This is a genomic window from Actibacterium atlanticum (assembly GCF_000671395.1).
GTDB classification, from domain to species: domain Bacteria; phylum Pseudomonadota; class Alphaproteobacteria; order Rhodobacterales; family Rhodobacteraceae; genus Actibacterium_D; species Actibacterium_D atlanticum.
The window spans coordinates 153122-178189 of sequence record NZ_AQQY01000006.1; the positions used below are offsets into that span (position 1 = coordinate 153122).

General features: G+C 60.4%; 26 protein-coding genes and 2 tRNA genes. 11 read left to right on the forward strand and 17 right to left on the reverse strand.

Features of this window, described 5'->3' with window-relative positions; all coding sequences use genetic code 11:
- Positions 1-55: 55 nt before the first annotated feature.
- Both ATO10_RS10680 and ATO10_RS10685 read left to right on the forward strand, forming a co-directional pair.
- Complete coding sequence (locus tag ATO10_RS10680; protein ID WP_035251293.1) at positions 56-235, forward strand: DUF4169 family protein; 180 nt, start codon at positions 56-58, stop codon at positions 233-235.
- Positions 232-450 (forward strand): ribbon-helix-helix domain-containing protein, encoded by a 219-nt coding sequence (locus tag ATO10_RS10685; RefSeq protein WP_035251294.1) that lies wholly within the window; start codon positions 232-234, stop codon positions 448-450. Before ATO10_RS10680 ends, ATO10_RS10685 begins: the two co-directional genes overlap by 4 nt.
- Here ATO10_RS10685 and ATO10_RS10690 read toward each other — a convergent pair whose 3' ends face one another.
- On the reverse strand, positions 451-870 hold the full coding sequence (locus tag ATO10_RS10690) for a SufE family protein (protein ID WP_035251295.1): 420 nt from the start codon (positions 868-870) through the stop codon (positions 451-453).
- Between the two features lie 115 nt (positions 871-985).
- On the opposite strand from ATO10_RS10690, the gene ATO10_RS10695 reads away from it, so the two are divergent.
- Positions 986-1444: a hypothetical protein gene (locus ATO10_RS10695; protein WP_035251296.1), complete on the forward strand. Its 459-nt coding sequence runs from the start codon at positions 986-988 to the stop codon at positions 1442-1444.
- On the opposite strand, the gene rnd is transcribed toward ATO10_RS10695, so the two are convergent.
- The 4 genes from rnd to ATO10_RS10715 form a co-directional block, all read right to left on the reverse strand.
- Positions 1441-2592: a ribonuclease D gene (rnd, locus tag ATO10_RS10700; RefSeq protein ID WP_035251297.1), complete on the reverse strand. Its 1152-nt coding sequence runs from the start codon at positions 2590-2592 to the stop codon at positions 1441-1443. The genes ATO10_RS10695 and rnd overlap by 4 nt on opposite strands.
- 70 nt (positions 2593-2662) lie before the next feature.
- On the reverse strand, positions 2663-3253 hold the full coding sequence (gene purN / locus ATO10_RS10705) for a phosphoribosylglycinamide formyltransferase (RefSeq protein WP_035251298.1): 591 nt from the start codon (positions 3251-3253) through the stop codon (positions 2663-2665).
- Positions 3250-4299, reverse strand: a complete 1050-nt coding sequence (gene purM / locus ATO10_RS10710; protein WP_035251300.1) for a phosphoribosylformylglycinamidine cyclo-ligase — start codon at positions 4297-4299, stop codon at positions 3250-3252. Before purM ends, purN begins: the two co-directional genes overlap by 4 nt.
- A 107-nt stretch (positions 4300-4406) precedes the next feature.
- The gene (locus ATO10_RS10715) at positions 4407-5378 is read right to left on the reverse strand and encodes an MBL fold metallo-hydrolase (RefSeq protein WP_035251302.1); all 972 of its coding nucleotides are present in this window, start codon (positions 5376-5378) and stop codon (positions 4407-4409) included.
- 123 nt (positions 5379-5501) lie between these two features.
- Here ATO10_RS10715 and ATO10_RS10720 point away from each other — a divergent pair, with 123 nt between their 5' ends.
- The 3 genes from ATO10_RS10720 (at position 5502) to ATO10_RS10730 (ending at position 7265) form a co-directional block, all read left to right on the forward strand.
- On the forward strand, positions 5502-6425 hold the full coding sequence (locus tag ATO10_RS10720) for a LysR family transcriptional regulator (protein ID WP_051598087.1): 924 nt from the start codon (positions 5502-5504) through the stop codon (positions 6423-6425).
- A gap of 37 nt (positions 6426-6462) precedes the next feature.
- Positions 6463-6539: transfer RNA gene (locus ATO10_RS10725), tRNA-Ile, on the forward strand.
- 30 nt (positions 6540-6569) lie between these two features.
- Positions 6570-7265 (forward strand): SOS response-associated peptidase, encoded by a 696-nt coding sequence (locus tag ATO10_RS10730; protein ID WP_035251304.1) that lies wholly within the window; start codon positions 6570-6572, stop codon positions 7263-7265.
- Here ATO10_RS10730 and ATO10_RS10735 read toward each other — a convergent pair.
- A complete protein-coding gene (locus ATO10_RS10735) occupies positions 7262-8599 on the reverse strand; it encodes an ATP-binding protein (protein WP_035251306.1) in 1338 nt (445 codons plus the stop codon). The two genes, ATO10_RS10730 and ATO10_RS10735, sit on opposite strands and share 4 nt — an antisense overlap.
- Positions 8600-8642: 43 nt before the next feature.
- On the opposite strand from ATO10_RS10735, the gene ATO10_RS10740 reads away from it, so the two are divergent.
- Entirely contained in the window at positions 8643-9545 is a 903-nt protein-coding gene (locus tag ATO10_RS10740; RefSeq protein ID WP_035251308.1) for an MBL fold metallo-hydrolase, read from the forward strand.
- 70 nt (positions 9546-9615) lie between these two features.
- Positions 9616-9690: transfer RNA gene (locus ATO10_RS10745), tRNA-Asn, on the forward strand.
- A gap of 67 nt (positions 9691-9757) precedes the next feature.
- Here ATO10_RS10745 and fdhF read toward each other — a convergent pair.
- Together fdhF and ATO10_RS10755 are read right to left on the reverse strand one after the other, a co-directional pair.
- Positions 9758-12481, reverse strand: coding sequence for a formate dehydrogenase subunit alpha (gene fdhF / locus ATO10_RS10750; RefSeq protein WP_035251310.1), 2724 nt, complete (start codon positions 12479-12481; stop codon positions 9758-9760).
- Positions 12482-12484: 3 nt separating this feature from the next.
- Complete coding sequence (locus ATO10_RS10755; RefSeq protein ID WP_035251312.1) at positions 12485-14170, reverse strand: NAD(P)H-dependent oxidoreductase subunit E; 1686 nt, start codon at positions 14168-14170, stop codon at positions 12485-12487.
- A gap of 161 nt (positions 14171-14331) precedes the next feature.
- Between ATO10_RS10755 and ATO10_RS10760 the strand changes: the two genes are divergently transcribed.
- Positions 14332-14565 carry a sulfurtransferase TusA family protein gene (locus ATO10_RS10760; protein WP_035251313.1) on the forward strand — a complete coding sequence of 78 codons (234 nt, stop codon included), beginning with the start codon at positions 14332-14334 and terminating at the stop codon, positions 14563-14565.
- Here the strand turns inward: ATO10_RS10760 and ATO10_RS10765 are convergent.
- Genes ATO10_RS10765 through ATO10_RS10780 form a run of 4 tightly spaced genes read right to left on the reverse strand, consistent with a single transcriptional unit; the run spans position 14562 to position 17850 of the window.
- Positions 14562-15833, reverse strand: a complete 1272-nt coding sequence (locus ATO10_RS10765) for a molybdopterin-binding protein (protein WP_035251315.1) — start codon at positions 15831-15833, stop codon at positions 14562-14564. The genes ATO10_RS10760 and ATO10_RS10765 overlap by 4 nt on opposite strands.
- Positions 15826-16341, reverse strand: coding sequence for a molybdopterin-guanine dinucleotide biosynthesis protein B (mobB, locus tag ATO10_RS10770; RefSeq protein WP_035251316.1), 516 nt, complete (start codon positions 16339-16341; stop codon positions 15826-15828). The genes ATO10_RS10765 and mobB overlap by 8 nt, the downstream gene beginning before the upstream one ends.
- Positions 16338-16985: a molybdenum cofactor guanylyltransferase MobA gene (gene mobA / locus ATO10_RS10775; protein WP_035251319.1), complete on the reverse strand. Its 648-nt coding sequence runs from the start codon at positions 16983-16985 to the stop codon at positions 16338-16340. The genes mobB and mobA overlap by 4 nt, the downstream gene beginning before the upstream one ends.
- Positions 16978-17850 (reverse strand): formate dehydrogenase accessory sulfurtransferase FdhD, encoded by an 873-nt coding sequence (locus ATO10_RS10780; RefSeq protein ID WP_035251320.1) that lies wholly within the window; start codon positions 17848-17850, stop codon positions 16978-16980. The genes mobA and ATO10_RS10780 overlap by 8 nt, the downstream gene beginning before the upstream one ends.
- Positions 17851-17930: 80 nt before the next feature.
- Between ATO10_RS10780 and ATO10_RS10785 the strand changes: the two genes are divergently transcribed.
- Together ATO10_RS10785 and ATO10_RS10790 are read left to right on the forward strand one after the other, a co-directional pair.
- Positions 17931-18446 (forward strand): DUF2478 domain-containing protein, encoded by a 516-nt coding sequence (locus ATO10_RS10785; protein WP_035251322.1) that lies wholly within the window; start codon positions 17931-17933, stop codon positions 18444-18446.
- Entirely contained in the window at positions 18443-20407 is a 1965-nt protein-coding gene (locus tag ATO10_RS10790; protein WP_035251323.1) for a sensor histidine kinase, read from the forward strand. The genes ATO10_RS10785 and ATO10_RS10790 overlap by 4 nt, the downstream gene beginning before the upstream one ends.
- Before the next feature lie 7 nt (positions 20408-20414).
- Here the strand turns inward: ATO10_RS10790 and ATO10_RS10795 are convergent, their stop codons facing one another.
- The 5 genes from ATO10_RS10795 to fdh3B form a co-directional block, all read right to left on the reverse strand.
- On the reverse strand, positions 20415-21770 hold the full coding sequence (locus ATO10_RS10795) for a sigma-54-dependent transcriptional regulator (RefSeq protein ID WP_035251324.1): 1356 nt from the start codon (positions 21768-21770) through the stop codon (positions 20415-20417).
- Positions 21770-21904: a hypothetical protein gene (locus tag ATO10_RS16700; protein ID WP_272945302.1), complete on the reverse strand. Its 135-nt coding sequence runs from the start codon at positions 21902-21904 to the stop codon at positions 21770-21772. The genes ATO10_RS10795 and ATO10_RS16700 overlap by 1 nt, the downstream gene beginning before the upstream one ends.
- Positions 21905-21915: 11 nt before the next feature.
- Entirely contained in the window at positions 21916-23193 is a 1278-nt protein-coding gene (locus tag ATO10_RS10800; RefSeq protein ID WP_035251452.1) for a c-type cytochrome, read from the reverse strand.
- A complete protein-coding gene (locus ATO10_RS10805) occupies positions 23193-24383 on the reverse strand; it encodes a formate dehydrogenase subunit gamma (RefSeq protein WP_035251326.1) in 1191 nt (396 codons plus the stop codon). Before ATO10_RS10805 ends, ATO10_RS10800 begins: the two co-directional genes overlap by 1 nt.
- A gap of 89 nt (positions 24384-24472) precedes the next feature.
- A complete protein-coding gene (fdh3B, locus tag ATO10_RS10810; RefSeq protein WP_035251328.1) occupies positions 24473-25066 on the reverse strand; it encodes a formate dehydrogenase FDH3 subunit beta in 594 nt (197 codons plus the stop codon).
- Between the last annotated feature and the right edge of the window lie 2 nt (positions 25067-25068).

The following is a 25068-nucleotide window of genomic DNA, read 5'->3' on the forward strand; positions in this document are numbered from 1 at the left end:
CGGTGCCGCGTGCGCCGCCCTTTTCTTTTGTGCGGATGCTGGCCATGATGGCGCCATGAGCAACGTCACCAACCTGAACCAGTTCCGCAAATCAAAGGCGCGCGCCGCGAAGCGCGCGCAGGGCGATGAGAATGCGGCGAAGTTCGGCCGTTCGAAGTCCGAGCGGGAGCTGGAAAAAGCCCGCGCCGACAAGACTCGGCGCGATCTGGACGGGCACGAACGGGACGACGCATGAGCACCCGCCCCGTGAAACGATCTCTGACGCTGAAAGGGCACCGTACCAGCGTGTCTTTGGAAGACGACTTCTGGAATGGGTTTCGCGACATCGCCGAGGCGAAATCTATGCCAATCAATGCTTTGGCGGCGGAAATTGACGCCGAACGCGGGCTGGAAACCGGGCTGGCCACAGCCATCCGGTTGTACGTTCTGCGCTATTACAGGGACCGATGATCAGGCCGCTGCCGCCAATAGGCGAATACGTTCAACCATCGCCCGTACGCCGTTCGAACGTTGTGCCGAAAGATGCTCGTTCAGGCCCAGCCGGGCAAGCTCGGTGGGCGCGTCAACCTTCAACACTTCGGCGTTGGTCAATCCGCTGTAAAGATCATGCAGGATCGCGATCAGCCCGCGCACGATCATCGCATCGCTTTCCCCCTGAAACCGGAACACACCCTGCGGCCCTGAGCCTTCGATCTCGGGGTGGAGCCAAACCTGACTGGCGCAGCCATCCACCTTTGTGGCAGGCACCTTTAGCGCGTCGTCCAGCGGCGCCATGGCTTTGCCCATGTCAATCACATGGCGGTACCGGTCTTCCCAGTCCTCCAGAAACTCAAAGGTTTCGACGATCTCTTCAAACGCTTCGCTGGCCATATGTCCGCCCCATGTCTTTGCGATTGAATTAAGGTGTTGCGCCCCGAAGGTCCAGTGACGGGTTTTCAAGCGGCGCGTATTGGGCTAACCCGGTGGGGCAATTTGAGGGATGACGATGAAAAAACCGCTTCTGGCCGCGCTGGCGGCGATCACCCTGCTGACCGGCTGTGCCTCGGTGCGGGAATCGCGCGTAAACCCGTTCAACTGGTTTCAGCGGTCCGAACCCGAAAAAGACTTGGCGCCTGAACTGGCTGATCTCGACCGTCGCGGTTTGGTCGATCAGGTTGTTTCGATGAAGGTCGACGCGGTGCCCGGCGGTGCCTTGGTTACAGCAATAGGCCTGCCGCCGACGCAGGGCTATTGGGATGCGGAACTGGTCACGGATGAGAATACCGATCAGGCGGGCGTTCTGGTGCTGCAATTCCGCGCCGAGCAGCCAACCTTTGTGTCGCCGCAAGGCGCACCTGTATCGCGCGAAGTCAGTGCCGGTTTGTTTGTATCCGATCAAACCCTAGAAGGTATCCGCCAGATCATCGTTCTGGGCGCACAAAACCAGCGCAGCAGCCGCCGTTAAAGCTCAACAACCGTGACTTTCTGGCCTTTGGTTGCCAGCGCCAGTTCGCCATTGCACAGGCGCAGGGCGTCTTTGCCGAACACTTCGGCCCGCCAGCCCTGCAACGCCATGACATCGCGCTGCCCCGCCGCGATCTGATCCAGATCGGCCGATGTCGCGATCAACTTTTGCGCCACGCCTTCGTTTTCGGCCTTGGCTTTCAGCAGCACCCGCAGCAGATCGGCCAAAGCCGGGTTTACCTGCAGCTTGTCGTTGGGTTTGGACACCTTGGGGTAATCCTCGGGCGAAAGCTCAGCCGCGGCTTTGACAGCTGCCAGAATGCCCTCGGCGATCTCACCCTTGCGGGCCTCGCGCAGCAAAAGGCGCGACCGGCCAAGGTCCTGCACGGTTTTCGGCTTGGTCGAGGCCATCTCAAGCAAGGCGTCATCCTTGAACACCCGGTTGCGCGGAATGTTGCGGGCCTGGGCATAGCCTTCGCGAAAGCGCGCCAGTTCCAGCACCTGCGCCATGAACTTGCCGCTGTGGGTGCGGGTTTTCACGCGCTTCCAGGCCTGCGACGGCTGCACGACATAGGTTTCAGGCGTCAGCAGCACTTCAAGCTCTTCGCGCAACCACTTGTCACGGCCACTTTTTTCTAGCTCGCCCTGCAAAAACTCATAGATCACCCGCAGATGGGTGACATCGGCCAGCGCATAGGTTTTCTGCGCCTCAGACAGCGGGCGGCGCGACCAGTCAGTAAAGCGCGAGGTCTTATCCAGCGACGCTTTGGCGATCTTGCGCACCAAGGTTTCATAGCCGACCTGCTCACCAAAGCCGCAAACCATCGCTGCGATCTGCGTATCAAACAGGGGGTCGGGCAGGACATTGCCTTCGATAAAGAAAATCTCAAGGTCCTGACGTGCAGCATGGAAAACCTTTACGACGGTGGTATCGCCAAACAGGTCATAAAGAGGCTGCAACGACATGCCATCAACCAGCGGATCGACCAGCACCGCCTCTCCGTCATCGGGCAGCGCCAGCTGCACCAGACACAGTTTCGCGTAATAGGTCCGCTCGCGCAAAAACTCGGTATCGATCGTGACATAGGGGCCTGCTTTGGCCAGTTCACAGAAATCGGCAAGTTCTTGGGTCGTGGTCAGGGTACGCATACGGTGAAGACTGCTCGTTTTATGGCTATTCCAACCGGTTTAGGCAATCTGGACAGGAATTTAAACCCTGTCAGGGCAGAAAGACCGGGGAACGGTCGCCTTGCACAAACCGGCGCAGCACGGCGGGGTAAAGCTGATGCTCCATCGGCAGGACTCGCGCGGCCAGATCTTCCCATGTGTCACCGGCGTTCACCGGCACCTTGGCCTGCCCCAATATCGGGCCGCCATCCAGTTCGGCGGTGACTTCGTGCACCGAACACCCGGCCTCGGCATCACCCGCATCAATGGCGCGCTGATGGGTGTGCAGCCCCTTGTACTTGGGCAAAAGCGACGGGTGGATGTTGAGCATCCGGCCTGCGTAATGGTTGATGAACTTAGGCGTCAGGATGCGCATAAACCCGGCCAGCGCCAGAAAGTCGGGCTGGTGGGCGTCAATCGCGTCGATCAACGCGCCCTCAAAGGCCTCGCGATCCTTGCCGAACTGTTTGTGATCCACGGTGGCGGTGGCGATACCCATATCGGCAGCCTTGGCCAACCCACCTGCCCCGGGCACGTTTGACAGCACCAGACAGGGCCGCGCCGGGTGTTCACCCGTCATGGACTGGGCCAGCGCCACCATGTTGGAGCCGCCGCCCGAAATCAGGATCGCAACGCGGCTCAAAGCAGCGCGCCCTCATAGGCGACGCCCTCGCCCTCAATCACCGAACCAATGCGGTACACGGTCTCGCCTTCGGCTTTCAGCAGCTCTTCAATCGCGTCGGCGCGGTCCGCTGCAACAACGGCGATCATGCCAATGCCAGAGTTGAAGGTTTTCAACAGCTCGGCCTCCTCCATGCCGGCGTTTTCGGCCAGCCAGCGGAAGATCGCAGGCAGCTCCCACGCGGTCAGATCGACCTTGGCGCCCAGCCCTTCGGGCAGCACGCGGGGCAGGTTTTCGGTCAGACCGCCACCGGTGATATGGGCCAGCCCATGCACGCCCCCTGCCCGTACAGCGGCCAGCGCCTGTTTTACATACAGGCGGGTCGGCGTCAGCAGGTTGGCGCCCAGCGTGCCTTCAGCCCACGGGCACTCGGCGTCCCAGCCCAGACCGGACAGCTCCACAACCTTGCGCACCAGCGAATAGCCGTTGGAATGCACCCCGTCCGAGGCCAGTCCCAGCAGAACATCGCCCTCGGTCACACCCGCAGGCAGGTCCGCCCCGCGGTTCATCGCCCCAACCGAGAAGCCCGCCAGATCGAAATCGCCGTCTTCATACATGCCGGGCATTTCAGCGGTCTCGCCGCCAATCAAAGCGCAGCCGGAACGCACACAGCCCTCGGCGATGCCTTCGACGACTTTGGCGGCCTCGTCGACCGACAGTTTGCCGGTGGCGAAGTAATCCAGAAAGAACAGCGGCTCGGCGCCCTGACAGACCAGATCGTTGACGCACATGGCGACAAGGTCGATGCCCACGCCGCCGACCTCGCCAGTGTCAATCGCGATGCGCAGCTTGGTGCCCACGCCATCGGTGGCGCCTACAAGGATCGGGTCGTCATAGCCTGCAGCTTTCAGATCGAACAGCGCGCCAAAACCGCCCAGTCCGGCCATCGTGCCGGGGCGGTTGGTGCGCTTGGCGGCCGGTTTGATCCGATCCACCAAAGCATTGCCCGCATCGATGTCGACGCCTGCGTCGGCGTAAGTCAGGCCGTTCTTACCCTCGGTGCTCATATTCACGATCTCCGGCTATTGAGTTGGCGCCGGGTTATCGCATCGCACCGGAAATGGAAAGATGTGTTGACCCCGCCAAAGCGCATTCAGCGGGGTCTGATGGCGGATTAAACCGCGTAGTTCCACGGGGACGCCTGATAACGATAGGCATCGCCCGCGCGCAGCACCTGCCCCCAGCCGGGGAAATCGACGTGCATGCCGGTGACCAGCAACTTGTCGGTCGCGGCCATGTCCATCATCTTGGCGCGGGTTTTCAGGGTTTGATCGCGGTCCATATCAAAAGCGACGGTCAGTTCGGGGTGGGTGAACTGCAGGCCCGTCAGGTGGACGATGTCGCCCCAGAACAGCAGGCTATCGTCGCCCGAAGACAGGGTGAACCCGCTGTGGCCCGGTGTGTGGCCCGGCAGCGGCATGGTGGTGATGCCTGCGCCCAGATCGGCCTCGCCCGAGAACAGTTTCAGGCGGTCTTTGTAGGGCGTGGTAGTGGCGCGTGCGGCCTGGAAGAAACCGGCGGCCTCCTCTCCGCCGGCCGCCATCATCGCGTCGTCATACCAGAAATCCCATTCGGATTGGGCAACAGCGACTTCGGCGTTCGGGAAAACAGCATTGCCTTCGCCGTCGATCAGGGCGCCGACGTGGTCCACGTGCAGGTGGGTCAGCAGCACCATGTCGATCTGATCGGGGGTCACGCCAGCCGCTTTCAGGTTGGCGGTCAGCGAGCCCAGCGTCGGCGCAAACAGATCAGCCGCGCCAGCATCGACCAGGATCTTCTTTTCGCCGGTTTCGATCAGGTAGCCGTTGACGGGAATGCGCATGTGGCCATCGTTGATCTTGTGGCCATAGTCGGCAAACGCGCCCGATACCTGCGCCTCATCAAATGACGAAAGAACACCGGTGGGCAGGTCGACATAGCCGTCCAGAAGGGCGGTGACGACGGAATCGCCAATACGGGTGCGGTGGATGCCCGCCACCTGCGTGCTTGCTTGGGATGTCATAGCACGCACAGGGGCCGCGGTCAGAGTGGTGGCAAGGGGCAGCGCGGCGGTGGCGGACAGGAAGGATCTGCGGGACAGGGTCATGTTGGTCTCCGTTGGGTTGCAGAAAAATGTGTCTGTCGCCCTGATATGTCACCTCAGGGGCTTGCAGGTAGCGGGGGCGTGCTCATATGGGATATAAGAGTGGCTAATACCCAAGAGGCACCCATGGACCGCATGACCGCATTGGAAACCTTCGTAACCGCGATCGAAACCGGCAGCTTTAACCGCGCCGGGCAGCGGATCAACATCAGCCAGTCCGCTGTCAGCCAGCAGATCAAGTCTCTGGAACAGCTGATGGGGCACGATCTGGTTGTACGCAGCCCCAAAGGGGTTCGCACCACCGAGGCCGGTCAGATCGTATATGATCGCGCGCAGGAAATCCTACGCAATTACAATATGATGGGTGACGATGTTGAGGCTCTCTTTCAGTCTGTTTCGGGCACTGTGCGCATCAGCATTGGCAGCTATCTGGGCAAGCTTCTGGTTGGCCCCGCATTGATTGATCTGAACAGCCGCTATCCCGAGCTTGATCTGGTCATCCGGCTTGAAGACCGGCTGGTCGATGTGGTGGCAGAAAACTATGATCTTGCGATCCGCACCGGCCAGCTGGGCGATACCAGCGGCTATGCACGAAAACTTGCAACGATTGACACGATGCTCTTTGCCGCGCCGAGCTATCTTGAGCGCCACGGCATCCCGACCCGCCCAGGCGATCTGGAGCAAATGAAGTTTGTGCAGTTCAATGAAACCGGCGGTGATATGCGTCTGGCCCTGCGCGATGGCGACGGCACCGTCGATGTCGCCATCCCGGTCGGTCTTAGCGCCGCCAGCCCAGAACTGATCATCCACGCGGTGCTGAACGGCACCGGGATTTCACGCGCCCCGCTGTTGATGATCGAAGACTTGCTGGAACGGGGCGAGGTCGTGCCGGTATTGCCCGACTACCCGCTTGAGACCAAAGACATCCACATTATCTACCCCAGCCGCCGTGCCATGACCCGCACGATGCAAACGGTTGTGACCACCTTGCGGACCGCACTGGCGCAGCACCCGTCCATCACGCTCATGCGAAGTGCAAACGACGCTTGACGCGCGGCGCTGGTCTGATTACCCAGATCGCCACGGTGGGCCTGTAGCTCAATTGGTTAGAGCAGAGCGCTCATAACGCTTTGGTTGCGGGTTCAAGTCCTGCCGGGCCTACCAAACCCTCCTGAACCGCGATAGCCTGCCATCATGTGTGGCAGAATTGGACTTCCCGACCTCAGCTGGGCGCAGTTTATCGCATGGCAGCAAGGCTTTCTGGACTGGGACAGCGTTATGCGTGAGGGCCAGCATCTGCCCCTGCCCGCAAGCTGGAATGTGAAACCAACCCAACAGGTGCAGATCGTCTATGGGCAGGATCAAACCCTGCACATGGCCCCAGCACGCTGGTGGCTGGTGCCGGGCTGGTTTCGCGGTCCGATGAAAGACTGGAAAGCCACAACCTTCAATGCCCGCATCGAAAGCGCCAACACGACCAACGCCTTCAAAGGCGCGTGGCAGACCGGGCGCTGCGTGATTCCGGCCTCGGGCTATTATGAATGGACGGGCCCCAAAGGTGCCAAGCAACCTTGGTGGATTGCCCCCGACACCAACGCGCCCGCGATGCTTTTGGCCGGGTTGCATACGCAGTTGCATGATGGCACCCGCAGCTGCACCATCCTGACCCGCGCGGCCCTGCCGCAACTTGCTGACATCCACGCCCGTACCCCGGTGATCCTGTCCGAAGACGAAACCGCCCCCTGGCTGCGTGGTGAAATCGACCATGCAGCAGCGCAGGACCTTGGCCTGTCATGGGAGGGCCGGATGCGGTTTCATCAGGTGCCAAAATTTGGGCTGAAAGACGACGGACCCGAGCTGATCGAACCGGTACAGGGCACTTTGCTTTAGCGCGCCAACACCAGCTCAGCTTTCAGCCCACCCAGATCACCGCTGTCTCCCAGACGCAGAACACCGCCATGGCTGCGCGCGATTTCCGAAGCGATCGCCAGCCCCAATCCGACACCCGGCGCACGGTTCTGGTTGCGCGACTGATCCAGCCGGTTAAAGGCCTTCACCGCGGCCTCTCTCTGGTCGGCGGGAATGCCGGGACCATCGTCCTCGACACTAAAACGGATCATCTTGTCGCTGACATCCAGAGACAAATGGCAGCTCGCGCCATAGTTCAGCGCGTTGTTCACAAGGTTCTGGACGGCGCGTTCAATGGCAACGGCGCGTAGCGGGACACTGACCCCGTCAGGCAGCACGCCCAAGGTCACCACCCCGCCGGAACGCACCGCCTTATCCGCCACCCCGCGCAGCAAAGCCGCCGGATCGGTCGGTTCGGGGTCATCCAGAGTTTCGGATCGGGCGAAATCCAGAAAACCGTCCAGCATACGTTCCATATCTTTCACGTCACGGTTCAGCTCTTCGGTCTCAGGGGTTTCCTCCATCAGCGACAGGCTTAGCCGCATCCGAGTCAGCGGCGTGCGCAGATCATGGCTGACACCGGACAGCATCATGGTGCGCTGTTCGATCTGACGCTCGATCCGGCCGCGCATGTTCAAGAACGCACTGCCCGCCGCGCGCACCTCGTTTGCACCAGAGATCCGATAGGGCACGGACTGCCCCTTACCAAAGGCTTCGGCGGCGCGGGCAAGGCGCCGGATCGGGCGCAGCTGATTGCGCAGAAAGATGAAGGCGATCACCGTCATCAAAATACTGGCGAAGATCATCAAAACCAGCAGCTGATGTGGGTTGGAGGCCGACACCCGCACCCGTTCAAAGGCCACTTCGACATCCCCATGCCGGGTCTTCAGGTGCAGACGCAACTGCTTGGCGACCTCATACCAAGGCGTGTCACCCCGCAGATCAACCGAGACCAACTGAGGCAGTTGGGCATAGAGATTTGAGATAACAAAGCGGCCGGACAAATCTATCGGCGATCGGCGGTCGGGGCCGGTGGCCTGATCGGTGGGCGCAACTTCGATGGCCAGGGCGCTTAGCGCCGGGGTCAGGTCTTGCAATGCGAGCGGCAGGCTGGGGGCCGCGTCAATTTGATCGACGATAAACGACACCTCGCGCGCCATATTGCGCGACATCTGTTTGGTCACGCCCTCGAAATGGCGTTGAATAAACTGCACGGACACCACCAGCTGGATCGTGACGATGGGCACGATCAGGATAAGTGCCGCGCGACCATAGAGGCTTCGGGGTAAAGTACGTTTGATCCAACCTTGTTTCATGCGTTAGACCGTACCGGGCGGCAGGCTCTGAAGGAAGCGCAAGATGCAGGCAGAAGATGATTTCAACCCGGTAGCGGGTCTGTGCGAGTGGCTGGACACAGACATCCGCCGCGTGCTGGCGCCCAACCCCTCGCCGATGACCTTTCGTGGCACCAACACCTATCTGCTGGGACGCGGCACGGTGGCGGTGATTGATCCCGGACCGGCTGAGCCAACCCACATTGACGCGATCCTGGCCGCGCTGGAACCGGGCGAGCAGGTCTCTCATATCCTGGTAACCCATTCCCACAGGGATCACTCGCTTGGGGTTCCGATGTTGAAGGCGGCCACCGGGGCCCCGGTCTATGCCTTTGGCGACAGCCGCGCCGGGCTGCGGGCAGAACTGGCCGTATTGACGGATCTGGGGGGCGGTGAAGGAGTGGACGCGGATTTCGCGCCCGATCAGTGTCTGGCCGACGGGGATGTCGTAGATGTTGGTGCCCTGCCCGTCCGCGCCATCTGGACGCCCGGCCATATGGGCAATCACATGTGCTTTGTCAGCGGCGATCGGATATTTACCGGTGATCACGTCATGGGCTGGGCCACGTCAATGGTGTCTCCCCCTGATGGCAGCGTGACAGACTTTATGGTGTCTTTGGACCGGCTGGGCGCGCAGGACGCCCGGGTATTCTATCCAGCGCATGGGGCTCCGGTCGCGGACCCTGCGGGGCGTATCGCCCATCTGCGCACCCACCGCCAAACGCGCGAGAGGCAAATTTTGCTGGCCTTACAAGGGGCTGAGGCCACCCCCGCCGAACTGGCCGCACAGATCTACACCGATCTGGCCCCCAACCTGCTGCCCGCGGCCACCCGCAATGTTCTGGCCCATCTGCTTGATTTAACAGCCAGAAACCTGACGTCCTGCGAAGGGTCGCCCGGCCTGCACAGCCAATTTCGTTTGGAGTGAGAAAACTGAAACTTTTTGTGCATTCCCCTCTGGACGCGCCCGAAGCCTGTTGCTATATCGCGCTTCACATTCCGGCGTAGCTCAGCGGTAGAGCAGTTGACTGTTAATCAATTGGTCGTAGGTTCGATCCCTACCGCCGGAGCCATAAAAAGCCCTTAAGTCTTAGCGATTTAAGGGCTTTTTTGGTTCTTTGACAGGGTATCAGCTGACGTTCAGGCAGGCTCTACCCGCACAGCCGCAAACTTGAATTCCGGAATTTTCCCAAAGGGATCCAACGCCGGGTTGGTCAGGATGTTGGCGGCGGCTTCCACAAAGGCGAAGGGCACAAACACCATGCCTTCGGCGATTGCGCGATCGGCCCGTGCCATGATTGTAATCTCTCCTCGTCGACTGATCAGGCGGATGTCTTGCCCAGGGGATAGGCCCAGTTTGCGCAAGGTCCGCGGATGAAGAGAACAGTTCGCCTCGGGCTCGACAGCATCCAGCACGCTGGCGCGTCTGGTCATCGAGCCGGTATGCCAATGCTCCAGCTGCCGCCCCGTGGTCATCACCATCGGGAAATCGTCATCGACGGCTTCATCGGGCGCGATGATCGCGGCAGGGGTGAATTTGGCCCGGCCTTCTGGGCGCGGGAAGCCATCGCCAAACACCACAGCTTCACCCGGATGATCGGGTGCAGGGCACGGGTAGGTCACGGCGCCTTCGGCCTCTAGCCGGTCCCAGGTGATGTTGTTCAGCGACGGCATGCCCAGCTTCATCTCGGCAAAGACCTGTGAGGGATGGGTATAGTCCCATTGCAACCCCAGTCGATTGGCCAGATCGGTGGTGATGCGCCAATCCTCGCGCGCCTCGCCCGGGGCGGGCACAGCGGCGCGGGCGATCTGCACCTGCCGGTTGGTATTCGTCACCGTCCCGGCCTTTTCATAGAAGGCGGCGGCGGGCAGAACCACATCGGCATAGTTCGCGGTTTCGGTCAGGAAAATATCCTGCACCACCAGATGATCCAGCTTGGCCAGCGCGGCGCGGGCGTGATCAACATCTGGGTCGGACATGGCGGGGTTTTCCCCCAGAATATACATGCCCTTGATCCGACCAGCATGCACGGCGTCCAAAATCTCGGTCACCGTCAGGCCTTTTTCAGCGGCAATAGCATCCCCCCACATGTCGGCGAAATGGCTGCGCACTTCGGGGTCGGTGACGTCCTGATAATCCGGCAGGAACATCGGGATCAGGCCCGCATCGGACGCGCCCTGAACATTGTTCTGTCCACGCAACGGGTGCAAGCCCGTGCCCGGCCGCCCCACCTGCCCGCACATCAGCGCAAGGCTGATCAGACAGCGGGAATTGTCGGTGCCATGGATGTGTTGCGACACGCCCATGCCCCAAAAGATCATCCCCGCTTTGGCCCCGGCAAAGTCGCGGGCAACGGCGCGCAGGGTGTCTGCATCAATGCCGCAATGCTCGGCCATGTCTTCGGGTTTGAAGTTGGCCAGATGGGTTTTTTCGGCCTCCCAGTTTTCGGTGTAGGCGTCGATATACTGTTGATCGTAAAGGCCTTCTTCGACGATCGTGGCCATGATCGCATTCAGCATGGCGACGTCCGCGCCGGGCTTGAATTGCAGCGTATGAGTGGCGAACCGGCTTAGCCCATGCGCGCGCGGGTCCATCACGATCAGCTTGCCACCGCGCTGGGTGAACTGCTTGAAATAGGTCGCAGCGACGGGGTGATTTTCCAGCGGGTTGCAGCCGATCACGATGGCCACATCAGCGTTTTCGATCTCGTTAAATGTGGCGGTCACAGCACCCGAACCAACGTTTTCAACCAGCGCAAAAACCGATGAGGCATGACACAGCCTTGTGCAATGATCGACGTTGTTATGGCCAAAGCCCTGACGGATCAGTTTTTGGAACAGATACGCCTCTTCGTTGGTGCATTTGGCCGAGCCAAACCCGGCCACGCCCTGCCCGCTGATGTCCTGTAGCCCCTTGGCGGCGGCATCCAGCGCCTCGTCCCACGAGGCCTCGCGGAAATGGGTCAGCAGATCGCCGGGGTCGACGTTCAGCCCCTTGGCGGGTGCGTCGTCGCGCCGGATCAGCGGTTTGGTCAGGCGGTGCGGGTGGTGGATGTAATCGAACCCAAACCGGCCTTTGACGCACAGGCGGCCTTCATTGGCGGGGCCGTTCAGCCCTTCGACATATTTCACCTTGCCGTCTTTGACCTTCAGACTGACCTGACAACCAACACCACAAAACGGACACACGCTGGCGACTTCTTCGTCGAAATCTGCGCTGTCGCCCTGCACCGTGGCGGGCAGCAAAGCGCCGGTCGGGCAAGCCTGAACACACTCGCCGCAGGCCACGCAACTGGAGGCGCCCATCGGGTCGGCCATGTCAAACGTCGGATAGGCGTCGTGCCCACGTCCGGCCATGCCGATCACATCGTTCACCTGCACCTCGCGGCAGGCGCGCACGCACAGGCCGCATTGGATACAGGCATCCAGATTGACCTGCATCGCCACATGGCTGTCGTCCAGCAGCGGCACGCGGTCCTTTTCCAGCTTGGGGAAACGGCTGTCGGAAACGCCGTTCACTGCCGCCATGTCGGCCAGATGCGAGGACGCATCATGCGCCACCTCGGGCTGGTCGGTGACCAGCATTTCAACCACCATCTTGCGGGCGGTTTTGGCACGAGTGCTATCGGAGTGTACCACCATGCCCTCAGCCGGTTCACGGATGCACGAGGCCACCAGCGAGCGCTCGCCTTCGACCTCAACCATACAGGCGCGGCAATTGCCGTCGGGGCGGTAGCCGGGCGCGGGTTTGTGGCACAGATGCGGGATGATTAGCCCACGGCCATGGGCGACCTGCCAGATGGTTTCACCGGGCTGGGCCTGAATCGTTTCGCCATCAAGGGTAAAGGTGATCGTGTCGGTCATATCTTACACCTCATCCGGGAAGTGTTTCATGGTCAGGCGCAGACAGTTGGGGGCCGCCTGCCCTAGCCCGCAGATCGAGGCATCGACCATGGTTTGGCTCAGCTCTTCGAGCAGGTCCTGATCCCAGCGATCCGCCTGCATCAGCTTGACGGCCTTTTCACAGCCCACGCGGCAGGGCGTGCATTGGCCGCAGGATTCATCTTCGAAGAACCGCATCATGTTCAGCGCGGCGCCGCGGGCGGAATCGTGATCTGACAGCACCACCACGGCGGCCGAACCGATGAAGGTGCCGTGTTCCTGCAATGTATCGAAATCCAGCGGAACGGCGTTCAAAGACGCAGGCAACAGGCCCGAAGATGGCCCGCCGGGTTGATAGGCCTTGAAGCTGTGCCCTTGGGCCATGCCGCCGGCTGCGTCGATGATGTCCAGAATGGTCGAACCCGCGGGCAGCAGGTACACGCCCGGCTTGGCAACCCGGCCTGAAACCGAATAGTTCCGCAACCCGGTGCGCCCGTTCTTTTGCGTCGCGTTCAACACCTGCGCCCCTTCGCGCAGGATACGCGCGACCCAGTATAGGGTTTCGATGTTGTGCACCAAGGTCGGGCGATCAAAGACGCCGACCTGCGCCACAAAGGGCGGACGATGGCGCGGCAGGCCGCGCTTGCCTTCAATGCTTTCGATCATCGCGGATTCTTCGCCGCAGATATACGCCCCGGCACCGCGCCGCAGGTCGATATATCCGGGGGCGACGATTCCTTCGGCTTCAAGCCGGGCAATCTCTTGTCGCAACACTTCGCGCGCGGCTGGGTACTCATCGCGCAGATAGATAAAGCAGGTCTCGGCCTCTATCGCCCAAGCGGCAATCAACATCCCTTCAAGAAAAAGATGCGGCGTTTGTTCCAACACCTGACGGTCTTTGAACGTGCCCGGCTCGCCCTCGTCGCCGTTCACGGCCAGATAGCGCGGGCCATCATTGGCGCGGACAAAACCCCATTTGGTGCCCGACGGAAAGCCAGCCCCGCCAAGCCCGCGTAGACCAGCCTCTTTGATCTGCTCTTGCACGTTCTGCCAATCACCACTCTTGCGCAATTGGCGCAGCGTGGCATAGCCGCCCTCGGACTGATAGGCCTCAAACCCTTGATAATTTGGGATGATCGGATGGGTCGCACCAGCGTCAATCGCGGCTTGAATTTTCGGGACCGAGGCGTGGTCGATATGGTGATGGCCCAGCTCAACCACGGGTGCGGTATCGCAGCGGCCCATGCAAGGCGCGCGCAAAACACGCACCTGCGCCGGGTTCATCCCGTCTTCAAGCGCCTCTTTCAACTGCTGCGCCCCCGCCAATTCGCATGACAGCGAGTCACACACGCGTATTGTCAAAGCGGGCGGCGCGGTCTCGCCCTCTTTGACCACATCGAAGTGCGCGTAAAAGGTTGCAACCTCATAGACTTCGGCCTGGCTGATGCGCAGTTCATCGGCCAAAGCACACAAATGGGCCGCCGACAGATGGCCATAGGCGTCCTGCAAAAGGTGCAGAAATTCGATCAGCAAATCACGGCGGCGTGGTCGCGCGCCCAGCAAGGAACGCAGCTGTTGGGCGGCCGCGTCATCCAGCTGCCGCCCCTTTGGCGTTGCCCGCCCGCGTCCTTTCCCGGTCTTCCAGACGCCGTCCATCGTGTCGGTGGTCATGACCTGATCCACCGCACCCGGTCAGAAACTGACCCTGAAAGCCCTAACACGAGAGAATAATCTTTCATTTTCTTGACCTTAAAGCGCCCCATCTTGGTGACATGCAGAATTTGCCAAGCCTGTTCTGGACATCCACGTCTATAGTTTCTACCTCTTTTTCTATGACATGGGACGAAGAAATCGACGCGACCGGGCTTTTGTGCCCTTTGCCGGTGCTCAAAGCGCGCAAACGCCTGAAAGCGATGCAAGACGGATCGGTTTTGCGCCTGATCGCGACCGATCCCGCCGCGGTGGTGGATGTCCCGCATTTTTGCAATGAATCAGGGCATAGCTTTCTGGGAACAACGCAGGAAGGCGACGCCACGGCCTACCTGATCCGTAAGGTGGTTTCTTAAATCCCAAAGCCCGCGTAAGGCAGAAAGCGCACCGGCGTTCCCGGTTGAACTGCGATGGCTTCGTCTGGCAACTCTACCAGCCCTTCAGCCCAGGCCAAACCGCTTATGCGGCCCGAGCCTTCGGAAGCAAATACCTCTGCAGCGCCGTCAGAATTCAAACGGGCGCGCAGGTATTCGCGCCGCCCGGGTTTCTTGTTCTTGGAAAACGCGGCGGGCACGGTGAGACCCGCAGGCGCCTGCCACCCGGCACCCGACATTTGCGCCAAGGCAGGATGGGCAAAGATCAGGGCACAGACAAAGGCGGCGACCGGGTTGCCGGGCAAGCCAAAGACCGGCGCGCCCTGCCACAACGCCAGCGCCAAAGGCCGCCCGGGTTTCAGCGCAATGCGCCAGCTGGAAAGGCTGCCGGTGTCGCGCAACAGGCGCGAGACATGGTCTTCATCGCCCGCCGAAGCCCCACCCGAGGTCAGGATCACATCGGCGTGTTGCGCCCCGTTATCCAGTTTGGCGCGGATCGCATCGGCATCATCGGGCGCATGGCCCAGATCAACAGGCGTATAGCCCCAGCCAGCAATCAGAGACAGCAGCATCGGGCGGTTGGCGTCATAGATGTTATGCGCCCCCCCCTGTATCGACGGATCAGCCAGCAGCTCATCCCCGGTCGACAAAACCCCCACCCGCAACGGGCGAAAGACGGTCACTTGCGCAATGCCCAATGCCGTCAAAAGGGCAATGTCTGGCGGGCGCAGGCGATGGCCCTTGGTCAGCGCGATCTGCCCCTCCTGCACGTCTTCCCCCGCTTTGCGCGTGTTGGCGTTTGGCTTGATGGGGCCATCAAAAGCCACGCGTGTTGCATCGGTTGAACAGTCTTCCTCCAGCACCACGGTGTCTACGCCCTTGGGCAGGATCGCGCCTGTCAGGATACGAATGGCGTGACCGGCGGGGACTTCCTGGTCGTAAGGTTGCCCCGCTGCGGCGCGCCCGTTGACCAAAGGCAGGGTTTGCACCCCGGCACCGGTCGCGACGTGGGCAAAGCCATAACCATCAACCGCCGAATTTGGTGCAGGCGGGTTGGAACGTTGGGCGATGCAATCCTGTGCCAGCACCCGGCCTGCGGCCTGCGCCGTGGTCAGGGTTTCCATCTGCTTTACCGGCGGCAGGATCGCCCGCAGACGTGTCTGGGCATCCTCGACCGAGATCCAATCAACCCCTTGGGGCATGGCAAAACAGTCGTCGCGCAGGCGTGGCGGGATCAGGGGCTCAGACATTGTCAGGCTCCTTTGGCAGGCCAACCTGCGTCAGAATAAAATTGGCAATCGCCGCCGTATCATCCAGATCAAATGCGGGCAGATCGCCCACCTGCACCCCGGCGTCCGAAGCAATCGCCCGGATCGTCGGGTTCTCGGGCGCAAGCAGCGGGTGGCCTGTTTCGGCTCTGTGGGCCTCAACCTTGGGGTGGGGTTCGCGTTTGTAGCCTTCGATCAACACCAAATCGACCGGGCTGATCTTTCGCAGTATTTCATCCAGTGAAGGTTCGGGCGCTCCGCGCAGTTCATGCATCACGGCCCAACGACGCGGAGACGATACCACGACCTCCTGCGCGCCGGCTTCGCGGTGGCGATAGCTGTCACGCCCGGGATGGTCGATCTCGGTGGCGTGGTGCGCATGCTTGATGGTCGATACTGTAAAACCACGCCCAGTGATTTCGGCCACCAGACGTTCCACAAGACCTGTTTTTCCGGCGTTTTTCCAACCGGTTACCCCGTATACCTTCATGTTGCCTCCTGTTGTAGCAACGCGTCAGCCCGGGTCAGATCTTCGGGCGTGTTTATGTTGAAAAACGGATCAAAATCCCCAACCGGAAACAGGGCCTCGCGCCCGCCATGAGGATCGGACCACAGCACGACCTTCTTCAACCCACCCCCAAGCGCCGCCCGCAGATCATCGCGCAAAGCGACGGGCCACAGCCCGAAAGTGGGATGACGGATCAGGCCAGATTTGGATTTGCTTTTGGTCTGGGCCTCGCCCTTTGTCGCGGCCAGAACCAGCGGGTGCTCCTGCCCATGAGACGCCTCTAACAGATGCGCCGCCAGATCATTGGGAAAGAACGGAGTGTCAGCAGCAACGGTGATGATGGCCTGCGCGCCCTGCCCCGCAGCCCAATCCAGCCCGGCCAGAACACCGGCCAACGGCCCCGGATGCCCGGCAATGCTGTCTGCCACAACAGGCAGGCCGAAATCGGCAAACCGCGCGGCATCGCCGTTGGCATTCAGCGCGATTTCAGCAACCTGCGGGCGCAACCGAGTGATAACATGGGACAACAGGGTTTGGCCGCCAAGCTGCAAAAGCGCCTTGTCACAGCCCCCCATCCGAGTGCCCTGCCCCCCGGCCAGTATCACGCCCAGAATATGATCAGTCATGTGCGGCACTCTTGCGGCGATGCTTGCGGTTTTCGGGGGCGACAGCGGTAATATCGGCGTCGTAAATCAACCGCTCCTCGCCCGACAAACAGACGAACCGCTGCCCGCGGAGTCGCCCGATCAACGTCAATCCGACCTGCTGCGCGATCTCGACTCCCCAAGCGGTGAACCCCGAGCGCGACGCCAAAACCGGGATGCCCATCTGCGCGGTTTTGATCACCATTTCCGAGGTCAGCCGCCCAGTGGTATAGAGGATTTTATCCTCGACCGGCGCGCCATGGCGAAACAGCCAACCGGCGATTTTATCAACCGCGTTATGGCGCCCGACGTCCTCCATATAAACCAATGGCGTGTGCTGTTCGCACAAAACCGTACCGTGAATTGCGCCTGCCTCCAGATACAAAGATGGCAGGGTGTTGATCTGTTTTGACAGGGCATAGAGCCAGCTGGTGCGCAGCTCGGCCGGGGGCAGCTTCAGCCCCTCCAGCCCCTCCATCATGTCGCCGAAAACCGTGCCGACAGCACAGCCCGACGTGCGGGTCTTTTTCTTGACCTTTTCCTCGTAACTGGTTTCACGCGCCGTGCGGACAACGATGGTTTCAAGGTCGTCGTCATAGTCAACGCCGGTGACCTGATCGTCGGCCAAAAGCATGCCCTGATTGCGCAGAAAACCAAGCGCAAGATACTCAGGATAGTCCCCGATTGTCATCGCCGTGACGATTTCCTGACTGTTCAAAAAGATGGTCAGCGGACGTTCTTCCACTACCCGGATTTGCACTTCATTGCCGTTCTGATCGCGGCCGGAAACAGGCCGTGTCAGGGTCTCGTCAGACGGATCAGGCAACAGGATCGGCGTGCGCGTCATGAGTTTGGTTTTCCTTTTTTTATCAGTATACTGTAGACATTCGCATAGGGCTACAGGCCGGAGACATAAGAAGGGTTCTCATGCTTGGGTTTATCACCCATGACGGACGCGGCAGCGCTGATCGACTGCTGAATAAAATCGCCTCTCAACTAGAGGCGGAAGGGCAGCATCTGGCCGGCGCGGTTCAAGAGAATTTAGGGGGCGACGAAGTCACCCGCTGTGACATGGTGCTGCGCGTATTGGGCACGGATCAACGGTTTACCATCAGCCAGCGCCTTGGCCCGGGGGCGGTTGGATGCCGACTTGAGCCAGACGCGTTTGAACGCGCGGTCGGACTGGTCGAAACGACGTTGTCGGATGACACGGTTTTGTTGATCGTGAACAAATACGGCAAACAGGAAATTGAGGGCCGCGGGTTTCGCATGGTCATCGCCGAGGCACTGTCGCGCGGCATCCCTGTCCTGACATCGACGGGCCGCTCGCATCGCCCCGCCTTTCTGGATTTTGCCGACAGTTTCGCCGAAGAAATCGCCCCAACCCCAGACGCCATCCTTGATTGGCTGGCCCGTCAGGACAACCCGGCGGAGGCAACTTGAAATCTGTTCGCCTAAGACTGCTGCTTATGGCCTTGCTTCCGCTTATCGTGCTGATGCCGATGTTGCTGGTGCTGGCCATGACCCGGTGGACGGCAGACTATGACGACGTTCTAATCGCCAAAGTCGAAAGCGATCTGCGGATTGCCGAACAATATCTGGGCCAGATCATGGCGGGCACAGGGGCCAGCATTCAGGCGGTGTCGAACTCTACGGATTTTCTCTTGGCCGCCCAAACCGGGGATTTCGCCGTAGCCCGACATCTGGCGGATATGCGTGACGCGCTCTCGTTGGATTTTCTGTACTTTCTGCCCAGCGAAGACCTGTTGCTGCCCGCCAAACGATGGCCGGTGATTGCTACGGCGGGCGCAGGAATGTTGGATACGCAAATCGATATTCTGTCCAATCAGGATTTGCGAACCCTATCGCCTGAAATGATGGCCCGCGCACGTTTGCCGCTGATCCCAACCGAAGCCGCCGTACCGACGGACCGCACCGTCGAAGATCGGGGCATGGTGGTGCACAGCGCGGCCCCCGTCGCGATCAAGGGCCATGAGGGCGTGCTGGTTGGCGGCATTCTGCTAAACCGCAACCTGCAATTCATCGATACGATCAACGCGCTGGTTTATCAAAGTGAACAGCCGGGCGTGCCCAACCGCCAAGGCACCGCGACCCTGTTTCTTGAGGATGTGCGGGTGTCCACCAATGTGCGTCTCTTCGAGGATGTTCGCGCCTTGGGGACCCGGGTGAGTGCGGTGGTCAGAAATCAGGTCTTGAACGAAGGGCGCACCTGGCTGGATCGCGCCTTTGTGGTCAACGATTGGTACATTTCGGGGTATCTGCCTATCGTCGACAGCTTTGGTGGACGGGTTGGGATGCTCTATGTCGGGTTTCTTGAATCGCCCTACAACACGGCCAAACGCGCCGCTTATTGGGCGGTTTTAGCCTCTTTTGCGGCGGTGGTGATCATTTCCGCCCCGCTGTTTTTATATCTGGCCAAGGGCATTTTTTCGCCGCTGGAACGCATGACCAACACCATGCAGCGCGTCGAGGACGGGGATTTGGCGGCGCGGATCAGCAATGTATCAAACAGCGACGAAATCGGACAGGTAGCGACCCACCTGAACGAGCTTCTGGATCAGGTTCAGGAGCGAGACCGCACACTGCGATCCTGGGCGGATGAGCTCAACGACCGGGTAGACCGGCGCACGGCAGAGCTGCATCGGGCCAACCAAAAGCTGGAAGACACGTTTCAGCAACTGGTGATGTCAGAAAAACTGGCCTCGATTGGCGAAATCACCGCCGGGGTCGCGCATGAAATCAACAACCCTGTCGCCGTCATTCAAGGCAATGTGGACGTTATCCGCGAGTCGTTGGGGGAAAACGCGGCACCTGTTGAAACCGAGCTAAACCTGATCGACCGGCAGATCGTTCGCATTGGCGCCATCGTCGGGAAGCTATTGCAATTCGCCCGCCCCGGAGAATTCGGCGATTTCGCGGAAAGCATCGATCTGTCAGTTCCGATCAACGACAGTCTGGTTTTGGTCAAGCACCAGTTCGTCAAACAGGACATCACGCTTGAGCAAGATCAGACTGCCAAAGCCCGGGTGTTGATTGACCCGGGCGAGTTCCAGCAGGTTGTGATCAATCTGATCATCAATGCCGTGCAAGCCATGGGCGACTGCAAATCCGGCACGCTGAAAATCAATACCTATGACGTCGAACGTGATGGCAAGGCCGGGGTGTGTATGACGGTGTCAGACACCGGCCCCGGCATTGCGCTGGATAAAATCAACGCGGTGTTTGACCCATTCCTGACAACCAAATCGGCCGAGGGCACAGGGCTGGGCCTGTCGATCAGTCAGACCATCATTCAAGAAGCGGGCGGGTTGATCACGGCGGCCAACCAAAAAGACGGCGGCGCGATTTTCACTGTCTGGCTGCCCGCCCACACGAACGGCTGAACTAGCTTCAGCCCTCTTCCCCGCCCCATGCCGCAAACTTGCGATCAATGGTTTTGCGGGACACGCCCAAACGGCGCGCGGCCTCGGCCCGATTGCCGCCGCACGTGTCCAGCACATGCATGATGTGGCGTTGGGTGACCAGCTCAAGCGTATCAATGGCCGCGGGCCCGGTGATTTTACCATTGCCCGAGAATTCTTCGGGGAAGGCCTGCAAGATCACAGATCGCTCGATCAGGTTGCGCAATTCGCGAACGTTCCCGGGCCAGTCATAGCGGCTCATTTTCAGCAAAGTTTCATCGTCCAGTTCCAAAGCGCGGGCGCCTTTGGCGGTGGAAAACTCTTTCATGAACAGGGCGGCCAGTTCGACGATATCTTCGCTGCGTTGGTTCAGCGGTGGCATTTCGATCTGCATGATGTTGATGCGATGGTACAGGTCCGAACGCATTCGGCCTTCGGCCACGGCTTGTTTCAGATCAGCATTGGTGGCGAACATAAAGCGCAGATCCAGCGGGATTTCGCGCTCGGCCCCCACCGGGCGAATGCGCTGATCTTCGAGCACCCGCAACAGCGCGACCTGAACCAGATCGGGCATTTGGGCGACCTCGTCCAGAAACAGGGTGCCGCCATCGGCATTCAGAAAAAGCCCGTCTTTGCGGGTGTCCTTCGCGTCGACATAGCCAAACAACTCTCGTGTCACCAAGTCGGGCGGGATGGCGGCGCAATTGATCGCGACAAAGGGTTTGTCGGCGCGCCCCGACATGGCATGCAAAGTGCGCGCGGCAACTTCTTTTCCCGCACCGCTTGGCCCGGTGAACAGAACCGAGGTCGACAAGGGCGCAAGACGCCCCAACAGATCACGAACCTGACTGATCGCCGGAGAATTGCCGATCAGCCGCCCCCCCGAAGCCGACACGCCCGTCGTCAGTTCATGGCGCAACAGGAAGTTTTCACGCCGCAGCCGTTTGCGATCCAACGCCTGCGAGACCGCATTCAAAATCTGGTTGGCGCGAAACGGTTTCAACAGGAAATCCGTCACCCCGATCCGCAGCGCTTTGATCGCGGCCTCAAGATCGGCATAGGCGGTAATCAGGATCGTATCGGCAAACAGCCCGACCCGGCGCTGTTCCTGCAACCATTCCAGCCCGGTCTGACCGGGCATGATGTTGTCGACGATGATCAGATCAAAATGGGCGGTATCCAAAATCTCGCTGGCGCGTTTGGGGCTGTCGGCCTGTTCCACCCGTCGGCAGCGTGGTGTCAGGATTTTGGCAAGGAAATTGCGCATGCCCGGTTCGTCATCAATCACAAGGATCGAGGCCCCGGCCAGTTTGGCATCATAGGTGTCTGTTTGCACCTTGTTCATCAGTAGCTATCTTCCAAACGGACAGAGTCGCTTGAGAATTTGTCTTGCGAGGAGAACCCCGCGCTGTTCAGAGCGTAGTTCGCAATCACCGCCAACACAACAATGCCAGCAAATCCAGCAAGGATCGTTTTCATAGGGGCCTCTTTCAGTTGGTTGCTGTTTTCAGAAAATCGGTCAGGTCGCGCCGGTCTTGCGGGTCAGTGATCCGCTGCATCGGCATTTTAGAACCGGGGATGTAGTGGTCTGGCCCCAGATCAAACAGTTGGTCGATGGTGTCTTCGTCCCAGATGATGTCTGATCCTGTCAGGGTATCAGAATACAGGTAATCTGGCACGGTCCCGGCGCGGCGGCCAAACACCCCATGCAAACTGGGCCCGGCCTTGCGCGATGCGCCCGGGGTAAGTGTGTGGCAGATGGAACATTTGCGCATGAACTGGCGTTCGCCGTTGGGCATGTTTTCAGCATCGCGCTGGAAGGATCGCGTGGGCCCTTGGATCGGGTCGTATTCATCCAGCAAGGCAACGGGCCAGGCATAAGCAACATCATCCAGCCCCCCGGCATAAATCACCTTGCCGTCCGGGCTGAACGCCAAGGCCCAGATCGGGCCTTGGCGCGTGGCGCGAAAGTCGCGGGTGATGCGCCAGGTTTCGGTGTCCAGGATCATGATATAGCCCTGCCCATCGCCCACCGCCAATTGGCCGGTCGCGGGGTGGTGTGCCATGGCCAGAACCGGGCGCCGGTCCAGTGTGAAATCCGCGCGCTCCCTCCCTGAGGGCAGGTCAACAACACGCGTCACCCCATCCACCGCGCCATAGGCCAGCCATCGCCCCGCCGGGTCCATTGTCATCACGTTCACACCAAATCCGTGTTTGACCAACGGGCGCTGCGTGTCGCCTTCAACCGACAGCTCGATGATCGCGCCCCCTGCCCCGGCGGCATAAAGCGTGGCGCCATCAGGTGAAAACATCACGTCGTTCAACCCGCCGTTGCCCAATGCGCGAAAGCGTTCCGGCGCGTCGGTGTGCCACAGGCCCACGGTGCCATCCCAACTGGCCGAGGCAATCAGCCGTCCATCCGGGGACACGGCCACATCTGTCACCTTGCCCTTATGGTATCCCAAACGCATCGGGGTGCCCTCGCGCCAAGCGATCACCGCGAAATCATCGCCGCCCGACAACAGATCATCTCCGTCAAACGCCACGCAGTTCACGGCGGCCGCGTGGGCATCCAGCCACGTGGGCGCGCGCCCGCGCCAAAGCCCTACAGCATTGTCGAAACTGGCGGTGGCCACCTGCCCTTCAGCCGACACGGCAATATCCATGATCGGCCCGCCGTGGCCTTTTAGTGTTACAAAGTCCTGGGCCGCCAATGGCGCGGCGGCCCAGATCAGTGTCACCAAAAAAGAAGCAGGAAATCGACGCATCATTCGGCGGGAGTGGCCTCATTGCTTGGCGTCGCTTCTTGTTTGGCTTTCACCTCGTCCAGCCAGATCGAGTGGTGCTGATGCGCCCAGGCCTCGTCTACCTCGCCGGTGCCCATGGCGTCATAGGCCCCTTCCATCCCGACAGAGCCGATGTAGATATGCGCAATGATGATCGCCATCAGGACAAAGGCCATGATCGCGTGCCATAGCTGCGCGTATTGCATTTCCTCTTGCGGGGACATCTGTTCAGGCAAAACGCCAAAGCCCAGCAGCTCGGGCAGACCCGTTTGGTTTAGCAGCGCGAATGTTTTGGCAAACAGCTGCAGTTCGAACGGAAACAGCAGGGCCACGCCAGAAAGAGAAATCGAGCTGCCAAACAGGATCACCGACCAGAATATCAACTTTTGACCGGCGTTGAACTTTTTGGCCGGCGGGTGTTTTTTGCCAATGATGCCACCGAACTGGCGCAACCATGTGATGTCGGTACGATTGGGAATGTTGTGCACAACCCACATCACAAAGACCATCGCCAGACCCAGTATGAACGCCCAGGCCACATTGTTATGGATGATCTTGCTGTAACCCAACAGCGTCGCGTTCAGCTCTTTTCCCAGATAGGGCGCGATGAAGACCCGGCCAAACAGAACAAGCAAGCCAGTAAGCCCCAGCAAGATAAATGATCCCGCCAGCAGCCAGTGGCCAAACCGTTCAATCGAGGCAAAACGGGTGACGGTGCGCCCGGTCATGGGTTCATCAATTTTGATACGCCCGCGCAGTAGATAGAACAGCACCAACGCGCCGATCGTCCCCATCAAAAGCCATCCGCCATAGGCGCGCAGTTCATCTTTGCGCCATTCCAGCCAACGCATGCCACCGTCCTGTATCAGCACGCTGGCAACCTCGCCTCCGGCGGAAACCTTTACATCAGCCGATCCATAACGCAGCGCGCGCCACACTTCGGGGTCTGACGCACCGCCCAATGTACCCAGCTGGGCCGAGCTGGCCGCCGCCGTGTTGTCGGCGCCGGTGTCTGTGCGGCGGAACGTGTCGTCAATCGCCGTGCCGTTCTGGCGGGCGAGAATGTCTTCGAGTGTCTGGGCGCCGCCGGTCGCTTCGCGATCCGTGGATTGGGCCGCAACCGGTGCGGCAAGTGTCACGGCAACCAGGAACGCAAGTAGAAGGCGCAGCATGGGCACTCTCCTTTGAAAATCCGTGTAGGGGAATGAGGATGGCCCCGCTGGGGGCCACCCTGTGTCAGGTGATCAGACAGACCGGCGGTTTAGCCGCCCTTCTGATCATAGGCCGTACCCCAACCCCAAGCGCCCGAGCCAAAGCCACGGGCCACCACACGTTCGCGATAGATGGCCGACACGATGTCACCATCCCCGGCCAGCAAAGCCTTGGTGGAGCACATCTCGGCGCAGATCGGCAGTTTGCCTTCTGCGATCCGGTTGCGGCCGTATTTGGCGAACTCGGCATTGGAGTGGGTCTCTTCGGGGCCACCGGCGCAGAAGGTACATTTGTCCATCTTGCCGCGTGAGCCGAAGTTGCCCGCCTGCGGATACTGCGGCGCGCCAAAGGGGCACGCATAGAAGCAATAGCCACAGCCAATGCACAGGTCTTTGGAGTGCAGAACGACGCCTTCTTCGTTTTGATAGAAGCAGTCGACCGGGCACACCGCCATACAGGGCGCATCCGAACAGTGCATACAGGCGACCGAAATCGACCGTTCACCTGGTTTGCCATCCTGAATGGTCACAACCCGACGGCGGTTGATGCCCCAGGGCACCTCGTGCTCGTTCTTACAGGCGGTGACGCAGGCGTTGCACTCGATGCAGCGTTCGGCGTCACAGAGGAATTTTGCTCTTGCCATTT

Excerpts from the sequence above, each read along its gene's own strand:
- ATO10_RS10765 (WP_035251315.1), bottom strand. The coding sequence starts at position 15,833 with ATGTCTGAGCCCCTGATCCCGCCACGCCTGCGCGACGACTGTTTTGCC.
- purM (WP_035251300.1), bottom strand. The coding sequence starts at position 4,299 with ATGAGCACCGAGGGTAAGAACGGCCTGACTTACGCCGACGCAGGCGTC.
- ATO10_RS10690 (WP_035251295.1), bottom strand. The coding sequence starts at position 870 with ATGGCCAGCGAAGCGTTTGAAGAGATCGTCGAAACCTTTGAGTTTCTG.
- ATO10_RS10755 (WP_035251312.1), bottom strand. The coding sequence starts at position 14,170 with ATGACCACCGACACGATGGACGGCGTCTGGAAGACCGGGAAAGGACGC.
- ATO10_RS10740 (WP_035251308.1), top strand. The coding sequence starts at position 8,643 with ATGCAGGCAGAAGATGATTTCAACCCGGTAGCGGGTCTGTGCGAGTGG.
- rnd (WP_035251297.1), bottom strand. The coding sequence starts at position 2,592 with ATGCGTACCCTGACCACGACCCAAGAACTTGCCGATTTCTGTGAACTG.
- ATO10_RS10695 (WP_035251296.1), top strand. The coding sequence starts at position 986 with ATGAAAAAACCGCTTCTGGCCGCGCTGGCGGCGATCACCCTGCTGACC.
- mobB (WP_035251316.1), bottom strand. The coding sequence starts at position 16,341 with ATGAAGGTATACGGGGTAACCGGTTGGAAAAACGCCGGAAAAACAGGT.
- fdhF (WP_035251310.1), bottom strand. The coding sequence starts at position 12,481 with ATGACCGACACGATCACCTTTACCCTTGATGGCGAAACGATTCAGGCC.
- ATO10_RS10795 (WP_035251324.1), bottom strand. The coding sequence starts at position 21,770 with ATGAACAAGGTGCAAACAGACACCTATGATGCCAAACTGGCCGGGGCC.
- ATO10_RS10685 (WP_035251294.1), top strand. The coding sequence starts at position 232 with ATGAGCACCCGCCCCGTGAAACGATCTCTGACGCTGAAAGGGCACCGT.
- mobA (WP_035251319.1), bottom strand. The coding sequence starts at position 16,985 with ATGACTGATCATATTCTGGGCGTGATACTGGCCGGGGGGCAGGGCACT.
- ATO10_RS10730 (WP_035251304.1), top strand. The coding sequence starts at position 6,570 with ATGTGTGGCAGAATTGGACTTCCCGACCTCAGCTGGGCGCAGTTTATC.
- ATO10_RS10715 (WP_035251302.1), bottom strand. The coding sequence starts at position 5,378 with ATGACCCTGTCCCGCAGATCCTTCCTGTCCGCCACCGCCGCGCTGCCC.
- ATO10_RS10760 (WP_035251313.1), top strand. The coding sequence starts at position 14,332 with ATGACATGGGACGAAGAAATCGACGCGACCGGGCTTTTGTGCCCTTTG.
- ATO10_RS10720 (WP_051598087.1), top strand. The coding sequence starts at position 5,502 with ATGGACCGCATGACCGCATTGGAAACCTTCGTAACCGCGATCGAAACC.
- ATO10_RS10735 (WP_035251306.1), bottom strand. The coding sequence starts at position 8,599 with ATGAAACAAGGTTGGATCAAACGTACTTTACCCCGAAGCCTCTATGGT.
- ATO10_RS10680 (WP_035251293.1), top strand. The coding sequence starts at position 56 with ATGAGCAACGTCACCAACCTGAACCAGTTCCGCAAATCAAAGGCGCGC.
- ATO10_RS10780 (WP_035251320.1), bottom strand. The coding sequence starts at position 17,850 with ATGACGCGCACGCCGATCCTGTTGCCTGATCCGTCTGACGAGACCCTG.
- ATO10_RS16700 (WP_272945302.1), bottom strand. The coding sequence starts at position 21,904 with ATGAAAACGATCCTTGCTGGATTTGCTGGCATTGTTGTGTTGGCGGTG.
- ATO10_RS10800 (WP_035251452.1), bottom strand. The coding sequence starts at position 23,193 with ATGCGTCGATTTCCTGCTTCTTTTTTGGTGACACTGATCTGGGCCGCC.
- fdh3B (WP_035251328.1), bottom strand. The coding sequence starts at position 25,066 with ATGGCAAGAGCAAAATTCCTCTGTGACGCCGAACGCTGCATCGAGTGC.
- ATO10_RS10805 (WP_035251326.1), bottom strand. The coding sequence starts at position 24,383 with ATGCTGCGCCTTCTACTTGCGTTCCTGGTTGCCGTGACACTTGCCGCA.
- ATO10_RS10785 (WP_035251322.1), top strand. The coding sequence starts at position 17,931 with ATGCTTGGGTTTATCACCCATGACGGACGCGGCAGCGCTGATCGACTG.